The 16,203-nt window shown below is 50.9% G+C and carries 14 protein-coding genes; 3 read left to right on the forward strand and 11 right to left on the reverse strand.

From position 1 onward, the window contains the following. Nucleotides 1-64: 64 nt before the first annotated feature. The 10 genes from AC0YNV_RS14790 to AC0YNV_RS14835 form a co-directional block, all read right to left on the reverse strand. A complete protein-coding gene (locus AC0YNV_RS14790) occupies nt 65-613 on the reverse strand; it encodes a GDYXXLXY domain-containing protein (RefSeq protein WP_475768740.1) in 549 nt (182 codons plus the stop codon). After that, complete coding sequence (locus AC0YNV_RS14795) at nt 600-1,832, reverse strand: DUF2157 domain-containing protein (protein ID WP_475768741.1); 1,233 nt, start codon at nt 1,830-1,832, stop codon at nt 600-602. Before AC0YNV_RS14795 ends, AC0YNV_RS14790 begins: the two co-directional genes overlap by 14 nt. Nucleotides 1,833-2,119: 287 nt before the next feature. After that, the gene (locus AC0YNV_RS14800; protein ID WP_475768742.1) at nt 2,120-2,965 is read right to left on the reverse strand and encodes a carbohydrate ABC transporter permease; all 846 of its coding nucleotides are present in this window, start codon (nt 2,963-2,965) and stop codon (nt 2,120-2,122) included. 24 nt (nt 2,966-2,989) lie between these two features. Then, entirely contained in the window at nt 2,990-3,892 is a 903-nt protein-coding gene (locus AC0YNV_RS14805) for a carbohydrate ABC transporter permease (protein WP_210038487.1), read from the reverse strand. 102 nt (nt 3,893-3,994) lie between these two features. Then, nucleotides 3,995-5,389 carry an ABC transporter substrate-binding protein gene (locus AC0YNV_RS14810; RefSeq protein WP_475768743.1) on the reverse strand — a complete coding sequence of 465 codons (1,395 nt, stop codon included), beginning with the start codon at nt 5,387-5,389 and terminating at the stop codon, nt 3,995-3,997. Nucleotides 5,390-5,527: 138 nt separating this feature from the next. Further along, a complete protein-coding gene (locus tag AC0YNV_RS14815) occupies nt 5,528-6,823 on the reverse strand; it encodes an extracellular solute-binding protein (protein ID WP_475768744.1) in 1,296 nt (431 codons plus the stop codon). A 14-nt stretch (nt 6,824-6,837) separates the two neighbouring features. Further along, nucleotides 6,838-8,616 carry a cache domain-containing sensor histidine kinase gene (locus tag AC0YNV_RS14820; protein ID WP_475768745.1) on the reverse strand — a complete coding sequence of 593 codons (1,779 nt, stop codon included), beginning with the start codon at nt 8,614-8,616 and terminating at the stop codon, nt 6,838-6,840. A 1-nt stretch (nt 8,617) separates the two neighbouring features. Then, the gene (locus AC0YNV_RS14825; RefSeq protein ID WP_475768746.1) at nt 8,618-10,240 is read right to left on the reverse strand and encodes a response regulator; all 1,623 of its coding nucleotides are present in this window, start codon (nt 10,238-10,240) and stop codon (nt 8,618-8,620) included. Nucleotides 10,241-10,600: 360 nt separating this feature from the next. Continuing rightward, on the reverse strand, nt 10,601-11,755 hold the full coding sequence (gene yhbH / locus AC0YNV_RS14830; protein WP_210038568.1) for a sporulation protein YhbH: 1,155 nt from the start codon (nt 11,753-11,755) through the stop codon (nt 10,601-10,603). Between the two features lie 282 nt (nt 11,756-12,037). Then, a complete protein-coding gene (locus tag AC0YNV_RS14835; protein WP_475768747.1) occupies nt 12,038-12,484 on the reverse strand; it encodes a hypothetical protein in 447 nt (148 codons plus the stop codon). 82 nt (nt 12,485-12,566) lie between these two features. Here AC0YNV_RS14835 and AC0YNV_RS14840 point away from each other — a divergent pair, with 82 nt between their 5' ends. Continuing rightward, nucleotides 12,567-12,950 (forward strand): DUF423 domain-containing protein, encoded by a 384-nt coding sequence (locus tag AC0YNV_RS14840; RefSeq protein WP_379114099.1) that lies wholly within the window; start codon nt 12,567-12,569, stop codon nt 12,948-12,950. 157 nt (nt 12,951-13,107) lie between these two features. Next, nucleotides 13,108-15,021, forward strand: coding sequence for a putative bifunctional diguanylate cyclase/phosphodiesterase (locus AC0YNV_RS14845; RefSeq protein ID WP_475768748.1), 1,914 nt, complete (start codon nt 13,108-13,110; stop codon nt 15,019-15,021). Nucleotides 15,022-15,089: 68 nt separating this feature from the next. Here the strand turns inward: AC0YNV_RS14845 and AC0YNV_RS14850 are convergent, their stop codons facing one another. Next, a complete protein-coding gene (locus tag AC0YNV_RS14850; RefSeq protein ID WP_475768749.1) occupies nt 15,090-15,608 on the reverse strand; it encodes a hypothetical protein in 519 nt (172 codons plus the stop codon). Between the two features lie 186 nt (nt 15,609-15,794). Between AC0YNV_RS14850 and AC0YNV_RS14855 the strand changes: the two genes are divergently transcribed. After that, nucleotides 15,795-16,100 carry a YunC family protein gene (locus AC0YNV_RS14855; protein WP_475768750.1) on the forward strand — a complete coding sequence of 102 codons (306 nt, stop codon included), beginning with the start codon at nt 15,795-15,797 and terminating at the stop codon, nt 16,098-16,100. Nucleotides 16,101-16,203: the final 103 nt, after the last annotated feature.

The following is a 16,203-nucleotide window of genomic DNA, read 5'->3' on the forward strand; positions in this document are numbered from 1 at the left end:
GATGTGTAAAACTACGACCAAATAACCAAATTTACAAACTATCAATAGATTCAATTATGCCGTTTTAGCGGGGCTGTGTCAAAGGTTCGATCTCTTCAATTACGGCGTTCCCCCAGGGGGCGATTCTGATCTTCACAACTAGACTGTCCGTCTGTTCTTCGAGCTGTTTGCCTGTATTCTCCGGGATATAAAACTTCTCTAAGCCATAGTTTATGAAGATTCCTGTATTTGTTGCGTAACGGACCCTGCCCTTTATAATTAGCTCGCCTCCGGATGGGGCGGGTTTGCGGGAATAAAGAGCCTTTGCCTGATAAACATCGCTGTCCGCCGCAAGCTGCAGCACCACATAGACTTTGTCGCCTTCTTCGGGCAGATTGCCCGACCCTCTCCAAAGGCCGGGATCAAGCTGACTGATCTCATAGTTCAGAGTCACATAATCTCCGTACAGGAGATCGCGGGGATCAATGGGAGTGGTCGCAAGCCTGGCCTCCTGGCCAAACCATAAAGCGGCATAGTGGTAGCTGACAAGTCCGCCCAGAAACAGAATCTGCGCCGCGATCAGAACGATAAACAGCTTGGCGCGGTGCCGCTTCATGAAATCAATTCGGGTCATGATGTTCATCCTCTCTGATGCCGGATAATACCTGCTGCCTGCGGCGGTTGAGGAACCAGCCGAGTACAAGCAGAAGAATGCCGCCAAGAATGAAAAACAGCGATTTGTCCATGAAATCCCATGCGAGCTTTCCGTATGCGGTCATGGTGCTGATCAGAAACAGCAGGGTGCCAAGATTGATTTTGAGCCGCCATTCCTCGAGATAACCGTTCCACAATAAATAGAGCGAGAAGATAAAGAGGGATAACAGGGTAAGCAGACCGGTCCCGCCAGCCAAATAGAAGAAGGGAATGGCCAGAATCCAGTCCGGACTGGACGATAAACGACTATGCCGCCATTTGCCGCCAAGCGAGAGAAGCAGCAGGATGGCCAGCAGAATGATATAGGGAAGAGGCCGGGCCGCCGCGTCTTCTCGAAAGCTGCTGTAGTCGTTCTCCCAGAACAGGACGAGAAACCAGTTGAAAATAAAAGCCGCAATGAGCACCACGGCCTGGAACGGGTAGAACGTTTTGCGGTCTCCGGGCAAGTCTGCTGCAGCATACAGCAGCCAGATGGGTATGAAGAACCAGGTAAACGCCCAGTCATTTCCGATGATGGCAAGCAGCGCCTGCAGCACGAAGCTTCCGGCCAGGCACCAGCCCAGCAGCGCATCTTTTCTTTGCCACCAATAGGCACCGAAGCCGGCGATTGTGATGACCAGGACAGCGTAGCTGAATGTATGAAATTCCGTCGAGCTGTACCATTGCGTCAGCGTACAGATCAGCAGGCTGAGAATATACAAATAACGGCTTCGAAACAGGAAGGCGGTGAACAGGCCCGCGACGCTCCAAATGGTAAAAGAAGCCGCGTTGTAAGCGACCAGATGGAACATTTGGCCAATCAGCACAATGCTTGCTCCGAAGCTGATCAGCCCAAGGCTGATGAGGGCAATTCCAAGCTTGTCATGTTCTTTCTTATCCAGCAGCCAGCCGGATGCATATAAACCGGTCATGATCAGCATCATCAGCGCCAGTCTGACAAGCTGGGGGATGTCCTGCCAATTGGCAGCTACGAAGCTGAGAATCCCAAGGCCGACGAGGATGCTGCCCAGTATGGGAATCAAACCGGCAGCACGTTTTTGTTCCGGGTACAGCCCCAGAATGCGCCTGTATTGTTCGTCCGTAATAATCCCCTGCTTCGTCCAGGCCGCGCCTTCCTGCTCCAGCCATCTTCTGCTCATATGCAAGCACCTCAACTTTCATGGAGATATCAGAATGTATAGAATTGGCCTCTGCTTGATCTGATATTTTTGGGGAAGAAACTGACTTTGCCTCCAAAAGACCGAAGCAGCCGTTTCTTCTTACTGTCTCTTATTATAATGACGGTAGAATGCGTGAATAGTACTATCTTTATGTGGTACCCTGCGGAGGCAAATTAGAATCTGGGCTTCGGGGAATATAAAAAAGGCCACCCCCCTGTTGAACTCTTCAGGGTGATGGCTTTTTACGGGCAGCGCGAGCCCCCTTGTTATTTGACAGCGCCTGCTGTAATCCCGCTGGCAATCCGCCGTTGGAAGAACATATACATGATCAGGACAGGAACAATCGTGATGAGCAAAGCGGCAAACAAGGGGCCCCATTCCGTACGGTATTCCATTTCCTGCCGCAGGACGCCGATCTCGACAGGCAGCGTATAATGGTCCGGGTCGTTGATCAGAATGGTGCCGACAATATACTCGTTCCAGATATTAAGCACGTTGATGATCGCTACGGTTATGAGTCCGGGCTGCGACAGAGGGAGCATGACGCGGAAGAAGGTGCCGTAATGGGAAGCGCCGTCGACGACTGCCGCTTCCTCCAGCTCCTTGGGCAGTGATTTGAAGAACCCGACCAGCACGAATATGCCGAAGGCCAGCACGCTGGACGCATATACCAGAATCAATCCCAGCTCCGTATTGATCAGATGCAGCGAATCCATCAGGAAGAACAGCGGGATCAGGGCCAGACTGAAGGGCACCATCATGGAAGCAATGTAGAGCAGATAGAGCGCCTGGCTGCCTCTGAACTTGTAGCGGGCCAGCACATAGGCCGTTGCGGCGGCCAGCAGCAGTCCGAGCAGCGTAGAGCCGCTGGTCACGACGATGGAATTGACGAAGTATCTGCTGAAATTATATTTGCTCCATACATAGGAGAAGTTGCTCCACAGCAGCGGAGATTCCGGCAGTGACCAGGGTGCATTGCTGAAGAACTGTTCATTGTTCTTGAGCGAATCCAGCAGCGTCCACAGCAGCGGATAAAGCACGGATACGCCCCATACGAAAAGGATGGCGTAAGCCATTATTTTGATGACCGGATTTTTGAGGCCCGAATTCATGATGAATGCCCCTTCCTTTAAACATTAGCTGACTTCGATGGTTTCCTGGCGAAACAGCCGCTGAAGAGTAACGGTGGTGATAAGCGACAGGACCAGGATAAGTACGCCGATGGCGGCGCCGTAGCCGAAGTGATACTGCCGGAACGCCATCTGGTACAGATAGGAGCCCATAACCTGGGTGGAATTGTCAGGTCCGCCCTCCGTCATAATCCACACGATTACGAACGAGCCGTTCAGGGTGGTCATCATAATATTGATGATAGAAACCTTCATCTGCTCCCAGATCAGCGGGACGGTAATATGGCGGAATTGACGCCACTGTCCAGCGCCTTCAAGGGCCGCTGCTTCATAGTACGAGACCGGGATGTTCTGTATCGCGGCAATGAGCAGGATCATATAAAATCCGATGCCGGCCCAGATGGCGGGGGGCAGCAGCATCCAGATGGTATGCTTGGGGAAGCCGAGCCAGGTGATATCCACTTTATTTTCCGTGAAGAGCGACAGAAATCCGTTCAGGAAACCGATCTGGGGATTATAGATGAAATTCCACAGCACCCCGATGACTACAACCGAGATGACATTCGGTATGAAAAAAATCGAGCGGAAGAAAGCGGCAAGCTTAAAATTAAACCGGGTAAGCGCCACGGCGAAGAAGGTGGCGATGATCATAATGCCGATGATTTTGCCGATAACCAGAAAATAATCGTTTCCGATTGACCGCCATATGATGGGGTCCCGGAACATCTCCTTGAAATTGTCCAATCCGATAAAGGTTTTGTTCTGCGACATGCCGGACCAGTCGAAGAAGGAATAATACAGCGCCTGGATAACCGGATAGATCATGAATAGACAGAAGAACAGGAAAGTAGGGAGGATGAAGGCAGCGATAAACAGATTCCGCTGCCGCTTTGCCGTTCCGGAATTCATAAGCTTTCACCGTCCTGATGGAATAAAGTTAACGGGGAATGAGGAGGCAAGGCTGTCCCCTGCCTGTCATTCCCATTCCCCGAATGTTGATGCCTCACCGGTTTATTTGGCTGCTTTTTTCACGGCATCGGTTACGCGGGTTACCCATTCTTCAGGCGTAATCGTGCTGATCGTAAGCGCATCGGTTGCATCCTGCATCGCTTTATCCACATCTGCGTTGAACGTGATGGTCGGAATGACGATCGTATCGGGCGAGGTCAAATATTTGGCTGCATCCTTAACGAAGCTTGGCGCATTCGAGCTGCTGATGTCGCCTTTGATGTTGGAAGGCGCACCGCTGAGCTCTGCCCACTGCGAAGCCTGCGCTTTGGAGAACACGAACTGCAGGAACGCTTTGGCCGCTTCTTTGTTTTTGGCGTTTTTGGCAATGGCCACGGTTGACGTTGACGTATTGGCAACGACTTTGCCGCCTTTGTCCTGCGTGACCGAAGGAATAAAGCCGAAGCTGAAGCCGCCTGGAATATCCTTGGACATTTCATTGGGCAGCCACAGACCGTTCGGGATGAACGCGTCCTTATGCTGCAGGAACAGCATTTGCGAATCGGTATGATTGATTTGAATCGACGCTTTATCGATAAAGCCTTTGTCGCGCAGCTGCACGATTTTGTTCAGAGCCGTCAGAACGGCCGGGCTTTGGAAGGCTTCGACCTTGTTGGCGGCCATATCCTGAAGAATTTTATAGTCATTATTGTTGGCTGATACAATAGCGGGATAAAGAATAGCGCCATTAATGTAATACGGATATTTGCCGGTATGAATGAAAGGCGTTACGCCGGCTGCCTTGATTTGGTCGCTGACTGCGAGGAACGAGTCAAAATCCGTTGGCTCAGCCCAGCCTTTCTCCGTGAACAGCGCTTTATCCCAGAACACGCCCCATGAATTGAGCACGAGCGGAATGTTGTAGACTTTGCCGTCATACAGCTGCGGAGGCTGCGCCAAAATATCGGAGATCAGCTCGCCGTCGATGTTCTTGGCATCCTTGATCCATTCCGTCAAATCCTCCAGCTGTCCGTCTTCGACCATTTGGCGGTCGTTCAGACCCGGTCCGTCAATGTAGACGAAATCCGGCGGATTGCCGCCGATCCAGCGCGGTTTGTTCTGATCATTGATTTTGGGACCGGCCTGTTCCTTGATATTCAAATCCGGATTGGCTGCCTGAAAGTCGGCAATGACCTTCTTCCACCATTTGTCGCCATAACCGCCTACAAAGTATTGAATTTCAAAATCGCCGGTTAATTTGGTTTCCGCAGCCGGAGCTGGATCCGGTTCCGCAGTTGTACCGGCATCCGTATTGGTGCTTGTGTTTGCAGGCGTTTCATTCGCCGCCGCAGGCTTGTTCTCTGTCGCATTCCCATTCGATGAGCCGCAGCCCGCGAGGGGCAGGACGACCAGTAAAGCGGCAATACCAAGTGCAGCCATTTTTCTCTTGAAAATCATACAGCAAACCCTCCCTAGTCATGTGTGTCGCTTGGAGAAGATCCGGCAACGGATCTTTAGCGCCTGACATCATCATAAAGGGAGTAAGCCTTCGTCTCTATCGATTATCTTCCCTGAATTCTTTGTTATCTTCTTTTCTTATTGTCCGCTTCGATCCTCGGCGAATTTCTGCAGCTGATCCAGCGCAGCTTCGGGCAGGAGATGGTCATAGAGCACGGCATCCCCCATTTTGCGCGCAGTGTCCATAACCGCCTGCCAGGCGGACTGCTGGATGGGATAGAATTTGGCCTTCTGCATGGCGTCCAGATTCCGTTTCATTACATTGTCGGTCCGGGACAGCTTGTCGCCGATCGGTCGGGTAACGGGGACGAATCCCTCTTTGAGCACCATCTCCTCATACACAGGGTCCTGGTAGAGAAAATCGATAAAGGCGGACAAGGCTTTCTTGTCGGTATGATCGGTTTTGAAAGAGACCAGCACATCCTGGACACCGAATGAAATGGCGGGAACTCCTTTCTTGACGGGGATCGGACCGACTCCCCACTTGAGCTTGGGGAATTCCCGGGGCATTACCGAGCTGAAATAGTTGCCGGATATCATCATCGCGAGCTTGCCGTAACCAAGTATCCGCTGCTTTTCGTCGCGTGTGGTGATCGTCGGTTCCGGATCCGTCAGCCCCTGATCGAATAACTCCTTCATAAAGCTGAGCCCTGCGATATTCTCCGGCGAATTGATCGTCCATTTCCCATCCTTGATCCAGCCGCCGCCTGCCCCGAAGAAGAAATAGGAGAGGTAGGCTTGTATTTCATTGTCGGTCAGATCGACGCCGAACCCGTGCGCAAGTCCCGTTTTCTTGATTAGCAGAGCATCTTTCCGGAGCTCCTCCCATGTTGCCGGAGGAGAGGCGATGCCGGCGCTCTGAAATAATTCCCGGTTATAGTACAGGTTGCGGTTTGTCGTGACATAAGGGAGCGCGTATTGATGTCCGTCCATTTCATCCATCCCGAGAAGATTCGGATAGAATTTGGCCTTCAGCTCCGGGGACAGCAGTTCATTGAAATCATTCAGCAGACCATCCTTGGCAAAATGGGCATATACATTCGTATTGAGCAGATCCGGGGGCTGGCCCTGACTGATCATGGCTGTATAGATGCCATCCAGAATGTCCCAGTTGGCAACCTGAAGCTCGATGTCGATATCAGGGTGCATAGCGGTGAATTGTTTGACCAGCTTCTCCAGCAGGGGCCGGGTCTCCGAGCTGTATTCAGAAGCGACAAAGCGGATTAATGAGCGCTTTTCAGGGACTTGAACAGACAAGGTTTGTTCGGATGGCGTGCAGGCATTGAGCAGCAGCGGCATGATCAGGAGCGTGACAGACAGACACCAACGCAGTGACTGCCTCATGGGGCTTGATGCGGTTTGCCGAATACGCATGGGCCTTCTCCTTCCTAGACCATTTTGGGAATCGTAATCATAACGCAGGTACCTTCTTCCAGCTCACTGCGGATATGAACGCCGTACCCGTCCCCGAAATAAAGCTTGATGCGTTCATTCACATTGCTGATCCCGATGCCGTTATCTCCCCGGTCGGGACCGCCTGCCCAAAGCTGCTCCAGCTGCTGCGGCGTCATGCCGTTTCCATTGTCCTCCACCTCAAATACAATCCGGTCCTCCATTTCCTTTCCGCGAATGGTAATGAGGCCGATATCCGGCAAATGGCGGATGCCGTGATAAATCGCATTTTCAACGAACGGCTGCAGCAGAATTTTCAGTGAAAGATAATCCAGCAGCGTTTCCGGCACCTCAATGACATAGTCAAGCTGATTGTCGTATCTCATCTTCTGGATAAGCAAATAATTGGTAATATGCTCGATTTCCACGCCGATAGGCACCAGTTCCTTATCCTTGGTGATGCTGGCGCGAAAAAGCTTGGCTAATGCGGAGGTCATCAGCACTACCTCCTCGTGCTGCTTCTGCTCGGCCATCCAGACGATGGAGTCGAGGGTATTGTACAGAAAATGCGGATTAATTTGGGCCTGCAGCAGCTGCAGCTCGCTTTTGCGCTTGTTCTCCTGGGTTTGCAGCATTTCCTGCATCAAATTCCGGGTTTGCCCCACCATCATATTGAAGGTCCGTCCGAGCTGGCCGATTTCGTTCATCGCTCCGATTTCCGTCTGGATCTCGAAATTTCCTTTCTCCACTTTCTTCATATCCCGCTGCAGGTTCTTGATCGGCCTGGAGAGCCTGTGCGAGAGCAGGAGGGAGAGCAGGAGACAGATCGCGAGGCCAAAAACAGAGTAAAGCACAATCGAATTGCGGATCGTTCCTTTGTTGGCGATCAGATCGTCCGTATACGCGACGCCGACGATTTTCCAGCCAAAGTTGGTATCCTGCACGGTGTACATGCGGTTGCCTTCGTTATCATCGACCATGAAGGAGCCGCCGCTTGCAGTGGCGAGCACCTGACGGATAGGCTCGACCGGCTGCGGGCTTGCGCTCTTGCGCTCCGGATGATAAACGATGCTGCTGCCGTTATCCACGATAAACACATAACCCTGTTTGCCCAAATTGATGGTGCTGCATATATCGTTGATCACGCTGAGGTTCAAATCTACCAGAAAGATGCCTTCGGCTGTGATGCCGTCCGTGCTTTTCAATTCCCTGCTCAAGGAGACGACCGAACGGGATTCGTTCAGGAGCAGATTTTGCACATGCGGGGCGGAGATAACGGACTGCCCGCCCTGCTTCTGCGCGTTGACATACCAGTCCTGGGTCTGAGGCTTGACGCCCGGATCAAGCGTTGTAATTCGTCTGTCCGATACATAACGGCCGTTATAGCCGAAGACCATGATGGAGGCGATGTCCTTGCGGGTGTACAGAATGGCCTGAAACAAATCCGAGATCCGTTTCTCGTAAGGCCTGCGGTCCTCGTCACTGATGAAGCTGTTGCTGGAAATGTAGTATTTCACATCTTTATTGGTCATGGCGAGCAGCGAAATATTTTCCATGTTGTCAATATAGGATTGAATATTGCCGTTGACCTGCTTGATGACCTCTTCGATGTAGCTCTGGGAATTGATTTCCACAGAACGGACGGAAAGGCGGTAGCTGATCAGACTTGTCACGGCAATGGTTGCAAGAATGAGCAATGAGAAGGCGAGCGATATGCTGGATTGTATGCTTTTGAAAGGGAGAATCGGGAAGAAGGGCCTCCGCTGTCTGAACATGTCAGCCTGCGCGCTCCTTTGCCAAGCGGTCGCGGTACTCCCGCGGCGATACCCCGGCATGCTTCTTGAATAAAATACTGAAATAATTGGGATCCCCGTATCCGATCCGGTCAGCAATCTCATAGAATTTAAGAGAAGTGAACTGGAGCAGCTCCCTGGCTTTCTCCATGCGGACTCTGGTGAGATACTCCACGAAGGTTTCGCCTGTATGCTGTTTGAAGACAAGGCTGAAATAGCTGGTGCTCATCAGAACGTGGCGGCACAGCTCCTGCAGAGATATTTTCTCATTGGCATAATTGGTGTCGATGTATTCGACTGCCCGCATAATCTGCATATTGGTAAACTGGGCACGGTTTTCGGTGATTGCCGTCATAATCGATTGGACAAGCTGTTTGAACCACGCCTCTATATCATCGAGCGTTTTGTAGCGGTACAGCTCATTGATCTGATTATACAGCGCTGTGGTTTGTGGGGGAGATCCAAGCTCTTGAACGGTATTGAGCAGGGAAAGCACCACCTTGTGTATTTCCAGCACGCACGCTTCCATAGGGGCATGCGAGGCGCGCAGGTCGTTGATCCAGCAGGATACCAGCTGCTGAGCCTCTTGGCAGGAATTCATCCTGACGGCCGCGACAAGCTTGCGGTCCCAATCGAGAGCTGGCTGCAGAGGGAAGGAAGGCTTGCCTTCCATATCAAGAATGCTGTGAATCCGGTTCTTGCCCAGCAGGAATCGATATTCAAGCGCGGACAGGGCGCCGCTATAGGAGCCGGGGAGCATGGATGCGGATGAGCAGACGCGGCCAATTCCGACCGTCACCGTGAATTTAAGAAATTTCTCAATCCGATGTCTGGCTTCCTCGGCGAGGCGGAAAGTCTGCTCATAGAGGGCGCTCTCATCCTGCCGGCCGAAAGTAATGACGACCATCCGTTCCTCCCGGGTGCGAAGCAGCACGCCAAACCCGTCGCTTACCGTCTCATTCACCATGTCGAAGGCCGCAAGCCGGAGAATTTCTTCATCATAATTATGGGACTCATGGCTCTGCCCGCTGCCGAAATCATCGATATCGACAACCATGACCAAATACAGCGGCGGCATCGGCGGCAGCCCGAAGTATGCGAAGCGCTCTGCGATTTCCGTTTCCTCCAGGCCGGAAATAACAAGCCTTTCAAGAAAACGCTCCTTCAGCAGCGGCAGGCTTTGAGTCAGCTGCGCCTGCAGTCTGCCGAGATCCTCCAGACGTTTCCTTTCGTCATCCATTTCGTTTCTGGCTTTATCAAGCAAATCCCGTATTTCCTGAGCGGTAATGGGCTTCAACACGAAATCGGACACCTTCAGGCGGATAGCCTGCTGGGCGTATTGAAATTCATCGAAGCCGGTCAGAATGATCATTTTGATGTAAGGATAAGTGCTGACGACGGCCCCGGCAAGCTCGAGGCCATCCATGAAAGGCATGCATATATCGGAAATGATGAGGTCCGGCTTATGCTCCTCGACAGCCTCCCACGCCTCGCGTCCGTTGGGGTAATCGCCTATTAATTCAAACCCGTGGCGAGCCCAGTCGATGGTATGCTTCAAGCCGTGCCGGACGACCGCTTCATCGTCAACCAGAATCACCTTGTACATTGATGTTCACTCCTTGTTACTAATATGTTATTTTATATAACTCATAAGTCTTGTTTATACTCAGTATAAAGGAAAATGGAATGAATAAAAACAAGATAATGTCATTAAATATGACATTAAATCCGTCGAATTAGAGGGGTCTTAGATAAGCAAATCCTTCCATTTGCTTAGCAAACAGGCGTATTATCTCAAATGTAAGCGTTAACTATATTTTATATGATTCTGCGCGAACAAACACACGGAAAAGGCCGATCATGGAAATTTCCCCTCTGCGATAAGAGAATAGTATCCCTGCCGGCCATTTTATGGAAAACACGAAAAAAATCCCGCTCGTCCGGGAAGACAAGCGGGATGGGTGCATCAGCTGCTGCTTGCAGCCGGATTGGAGAAGAAGGTTTTGAGCGCCTTGTATACTTCTCCTTTGTCCTTGATTATGGAATACATGAACTTCTTATTGGCGATGTTCTTATAGGCTGACATCAGCGTGCTGCTGCGGTTGTACTGGTTGACCTCCCCATATCCGAAGAGATTGGTCCGCTCCAGCAACTGTTCGATCAGCTTCACGCATTTTTCGTTATCAGAGGTCAGATTGTCGCCATCGGAGAAATGAAACGGATAGATGTTCCAGTTCGATGTGGGATATCTTTGATCGATAATATCCAATGCCTTTCTGTAGGCGGAAGAGCAGATCGTTCCTCCGCTTTCGCCGCGGGTGAAGAATTCCTCCTCTGTCACTTCTTTGGCTTCCGTATGATGGGCGATAAAGACGATTTCCACATGCTCGTATTTTCTCCGGAGAAAGCGGGTCATCCAGAAGAAAAAGCTGCGTGCGCAGTATTTCTCAAAGGAGCCCATGCTGCCGGAGGTATCCATAAGCGCCAGCACAACAGCGTTGGACTGGGGTTTGATGACCTCGTTCCAGGTTTTAAAACGCAGGTCATCCGGGGAGATGCCGCCGATCCCGGATTTGCCGGCATTGGCATTGCGTTTTATATTTTCAATCAAGGTCCGCTTCTTGTCGACGTTGGACATAATGCCTTTCTTGCGGATATCCTGAAAGACAACATCCGTCGTTTCCAGGACATCCTTTTGCTTCTGCTCCAGATTGGGCAGCTCCAGTTCTTCAAACAGCATATCCTCGAGCTGATCGATGGTAATCTCCGCTTCGACGTAATCCTCGCCTGCCTGATCGCCAGCCCCCTGGCCTTTGCCGGGGCCCTGGGCGGATTGGGGATCGGTGCCAAGCACATCTCCAACCTGGGAATCGCCGTCACCTTGTCCCACATGCTGCTTTTTGTTGTAGTTGTAGACAAAATGAGATTCATCGATGCTTTTGATGGGGATCTTCACCGTTTGCTTGCCGTTGGAGAGCACTATGCTCTCGTCGGTTACGATATCGGGAAGGTTCTGCTTAATGGCCTCCCGAACCTTTTCCTGATGTCTGGCCTGGTCTTCATGTCCTTTGCGGTGCAGGGACCAATCCTCGCGCGAAACAATAAATAACGGTCCATTCATAGCCTCCAAGTCTTACACCTCCAACCCTCTCTTGCTTGTTGTTATTCATTGTATTCAAGTCCGGGGAGGTTATGTGAAGCAAAATAAATCCAATCCTATTAATCTTGAAACCGCGCAAACAAGAAGAAACGGCTGCGCCGTCCTTTGGCGGCAAAGTTAATTTCTTCTTCCCTCAGAAATAGAAGCAAAGTATGATGAAATTTTATACTTTCTTATATTTGCAAAAAAAACTGCAAATGCCCCTTCTTCTTGGCAATTGCAGTCTTTGAGATTCGTACCTGGTCAGGCGCTCATCTGCGTAATCAAAGCAGCAGCGAACAAGGCGGCAAAGCCAAAGGAGAGAAGGCCGTTCAGTACGATTCCGATAATGGAGAACACTTTGCGGGTATTTCTGATGCAAGCTCCGACGATGCCCAGAATAAGTCCGATCAAGCTCAGGCCAATGCTGACAATCATGAATAAAATGGATAGCAGAAGAGGGGCGTCCTTCGCGATTTCTTCCGAGAATTTTTCAATATTTTGAACAGTCTTGCCGTCAGCCGTGATGTAGTCCATAATAGACGAAGCTGCGATGATGGAACAAATAATGAAGCCGACAATACTTGCGAGGCCAATGATAAAAGAAGCGATTCCAAGCTTCGATTGGCTCCTGACCGGCTCGGGTTCAAAGGCCGGTTCCGGATTAAATGTATCCTTCAGGTGATAACTCTGTTCTTCGTTATCATTCATACGGGTACATACTCCTCCACTCCAATTGATTTTCGTTCATTGTAACTGATTTTTCACATATTTGGAAAGGTCGTGATTGGATTTGTTTAACAAATACGGAGCGTTTGGTGCGATGCATGCGCTGCTTGCGGTAGCCCTCGGCGCTTTTGCGGCGCATGGCCTGAAAAGCCGCCTCACGGCGGAGATGCTAAATGTCTTCGAGACTGGCGTCCGGTACCATATGTATCATGCGATCGGGCTGTTTCTGCTCGCTTTGGCCTCGACGCGGCTTGGCTCTCATATTGCCGCCATGCGCTGGGCTGCCCGATTTATGCATATAGGCATCTTTTTGTTCTCGGGAAGTTTGTACGCGCTCAGTCTCAGCGATGTCAAGTGGCTTGGGGCCATAACGCCGCTTGGCGGGTTGGCCTTCATTATATCCTGGGGATTGGCAGCTTATGCCCTCTGGAAGGCCAAGAGCGAATAATCGCCTTTATTCGACTGCCGGCTTCTTTCACAATCCGTGAAAGAAGTCGGCTGTTGTCGTTTAATTGGATAAATCCTCCAAAGGGAGTATCCATATATGACCATTATCGTTTATAATAGGGTTCAGATAAGACTCAGAATCAGAAAGGAAGATATTCGTGTCCAATGATGCGGCGGAGACCTCAGGAAAGAACGCCAACCATCGAATTGTAAGCGTTCGCATTTATTGGGCAGCAACGTTTGGCGTCGGTATGGCTGCACTGGTTTGGATGGCGGCAAGCTTTTGGTGGCTGTCTTCTTTTGATTATTGGTGGAGCACGCTGGCGGTAACGGCGGCTGCGGGTGGAATGATCTTCGGATTCATCATTCCTTTGATCAGGCGTAATCAATTACCGGGAACGAATGATTTTTATACCCGGATTGCGGAGTCCTTGCTTACCTTCGATGCGGTTGCACTGATGGTGCTTGACAGATCAGGGCGGATTGTCGAGCTGAACGAATCCACCAGCGAGCTTCTCGGATACAAAAAAGAGGAGCTTTTGGGCAGGATGTTCTTGCCGTATGTTGATCCGGATCACCGTCGGCAGATTGTAGACAATTTCAGGCAGACGCTGCGAGGGAAAGTCAAGGAAATGACAGTCAGCACGATTCACAGCCGCGGACATTTCTTTGATATTCATGTAAAAACAGCACCGGTGCTGAACAACGGCCGGATTATCGGAACCGTGATAATCAGCACGGATCTCAGCGACCGCAAGCGGAATCTCGAGCGAATCCGTTATATGGCGTATTATGATGACATGACGGGCCTCCCGAACAGACGATCCTTTATGATGCAGTTGAACGAGAGCCTGAGTAGTGCCAAAGCCCCGGGGAAGCGGCTGGCGATTCTGTATCTGGATGTCGACCGCTTCAAGCTGATTAACGCTTCGTTCGGAAGAGATTTCGGGGATATGCTGCTGATGCAGATGGCTGAACGGCTCAACCGCGGTCTGCCCGAGCCTGATCTTGCAGCACGCATGGAAGGCGATGAGTTCGCCATTCTATATACAGACGCAGGTACGGAGGACGAGCTGCTCTGTAAAGCCAAAGCAGTGCTGCACCTGATCGAGGAGCCCTTTGAGCTGCAGGGAGTCCCGCTGCATGTAACAGTGAGCATCGGCATCGCCACAAACAATCTAGACAACGATGATGCAAGCGTACTGCTCAGGAAAGCGGACATGGCGCTTGCCCGGGTGAAGGACAGCGGGAAGAATAACTGTTTCATTTATTCCGAGGAATGGGATAACAGTTCGCTTGCGCGTCTGACGCTTCAGCACGAGCTGAAGCGGGCGGTTCAGCGGAAGGAATTTATTTTATATTATCAGCCTCAGTATCATTTGGTTACGGGTGAAATTGTGGGCGTGGAGGCTTTGATCCGCTGGGAGCATCCTGAGCGGGGAATTGTGGGACCGGGGCAATTTATACCTCTGGCAGAGGAGAGCGGGCTCATTGTGCAAATTGGCGATTGGGTGCTGGAGGAGGCATGCCGGCAAAATAAAGCCTGGCAGGCTGCGGGGCTTCCTTCCATCCCGGTCTCCGTGAACCTGTCGATCAGGCAGTTTCTGCAGCAGAATTTAACAGAAAGAGTAGCGGAGATTCTGGACCGGACGGGGCTGGAGGCCCAATACCTCGATCTGGAGATTACGGAAACGATGACGATGGATGTCACGCATGCCTCCAGCTGTTTGCTGGAGCTTACCAAGCTTGGCGTGCATATCAGCATTGATGACTTTGGAACCGGGTACAGCTCCTTTCATTATTTGAAGAATCTGCCGATCGGCCGTTTGAAGATTGACCGGTCATTCGTGAGCGATATTGAGCATGATCCCGGGGATGCGGCCATAGTCGCTGCTATTATTGCAATGGCGCATAGTTTGCAGCTTCAAGTAATCGCCGAAGGCGTCGAGACTGAAGTCCAAATGAAATTTCTGCAAAAGCATCTATGCGATGAGATGCAGGGCTTTCTGTGGAGCCCGCCTGTTACCGGCTATGAGATTACAGAAATGCTGCATACCATGAGCTTCAAATAAAAAAAAGGGAGCCTTCCTTATCGGGGAGGCTCCCTTCGCTTGCTTGGCAGTCAATCCTTTGTTCCGTGTCAAATCACAAAATCATCGATCTCATTCAATGTAAACGTGTATACCTGCTTCTCATCCACATGATAGACAGTGAGCATTTGGCTGCTCTCATCAAGCTTGATTATTCGGCATGGAATGTTCAGGCGTACGCCAAATCCCTTATTCACCGAGAGGCGGATCAGCCGGTTCTCGGAAATACTGGTGCGTACCCGGTCAATAATTTGAGGCACTTCTTCGATAGTGGCCGTCGCTGCTTCAGTACGGTGCTCCTGAGGTCCCGCAGGGTTGCCGCCCGCCGGCGGTTCAGCGATGTAAGGGCTGCCAATTGCGGGTTTGCCCGATACGGCGGATTCCAGCGCTTCAATAAGCCTGCCCAGTTCGATTCCTGATTTAATGCGATAGTCAGCAAATCCGCATTGATTAAGCAGATGCAGGAGACGCTCTGCTGCGAGCGCATTCGTATTGCCTTCTACCAATATATCTACATTAAACAAGTAGGCGGACTGTTCTATGCTGCTTGTTTTACCTTTAGTATCCATAATGCCTCCATGACTAACATAAGTAGAATCACTATACCACTAAAGGACCAATAAATGTAGTCCTATTTTCACTTGTTATCTGGCTGAAATCCGTCAATAAACTTGAGTCATATGTCCTATTCCAGATGGCTTCGGCAGACATATAGTAAATAAGCCAATGGTTCCTTATTAAGGAGGCGGTATTGAATGATGCGCATGGTTCCGATTTCGCTGGATGGCGGCATTCACGTGCTTGGTGTGGAAGTGAAGCTGCCCAAAACAACGCTGCTTGCAGTAACGACAGACACGGGCTACATTATGTGCGGCGCGCTTGATGTGGCGCTGTTAAATGAAAGGCTGAAGGATCGGGGAATTATCGCTGGCCGGGCGGTTGGCGTGCGGACGCTGGAAGAGCTGATGGATGCTCCGCTTGAGTCCGTTACCGAAGCTGCAGAAACTCTTGGCATTGTTCCCGGAATGAAGGGTTCAGACGCCATTCGGCTGATGCTGTAGATTACCAAATAACAGAGGCTTGTCCGGCATCCGCTCAAGAGCGAAATGCTTCAGTAGACAATCCTCTGTTATATTTTGCTGATCTATTCGTTTAATGAATTCG

The organism is Paenibacillus sp. JT31N11, from assembly GCF_056269285.1.

Bases quoted from the DNA above. Each gene is read 5' to 3' on its own strand.
- AC0YNV_RS14800 (WP_475768742.1), bottom strand. From the start codon at position 2,965: ATGAATTCGGGCCTCAAAAATCCGGTCATCAAAATAATGGCTTACGCC.
- AC0YNV_RS14855 (WP_475768750.1), top strand. From the start codon at position 15,795: ATGATGCGCATGGTTCCGATTTCGCTGGATGGCGGCATTCACGTGCTT.
- AC0YNV_RS14825 (WP_475768746.1), bottom strand. From the start codon at position 10,240: ATGTACAAGGTGATTCTGGTTGACGATGAAGCGGTCGTCCGGCACGGC.
- AC0YNV_RS14850 (WP_475768749.1), bottom strand. From the start codon at position 15,608: ATGGATACTAAAGGTAAAACAAGCAGCATAGAACAGTCCGCCTACTTG.
- AC0YNV_RS14805 (WP_210038487.1), bottom strand. From the start codon at position 3,892: ATGAATTCCGGAACGGCAAAGCGGCAGCGGAATCTGTTTATCGCTGCC.
- AC0YNV_RS14835 (WP_475768747.1), bottom strand. From the start codon at position 12,484: ATGAATGATAACGAAGAACAGAGTTATCACCTGAAGGATACATTTAAT.
- AC0YNV_RS14790 (WP_475768740.1), bottom strand. From the start codon at position 613: ATGACCCGAATTGATTTCATGAAGCGGCACCGCGCCAAGCTGTTTATC.
- AC0YNV_RS14795 (WP_475768741.1), bottom strand. From the start codon at position 1,832: ATGAGCAGAAGATGGCTGGAGCAGGAAGGCGCGGCCTGGACGAAGCAG.
- AC0YNV_RS14810 (WP_475768743.1), bottom strand. From the start codon at position 5,389: ATGATTTTCAAGAGAAAAATGGCTGCACTTGGTATTGCCGCTTTACTG.
- AC0YNV_RS14815 (WP_475768744.1), bottom strand. From the start codon at position 6,823: ATGCGTATTCGGCAAACCGCATCAAGCCCCATGAGGCAGTCACTGCGT.
- yhbH (WP_210038568.1), bottom strand. From the start codon at position 11,755: ATGAATGGACCGTTATTTATTGTTTCGCGCGAGGATTGGTCCCTGCAC.
- AC0YNV_RS14820 (WP_475768745.1), bottom strand. From the start codon at position 8,616: ATGTTCAGACAGCGGAGGCCCTTCTTCCCGATTCTCCCTTTCAAAAGC.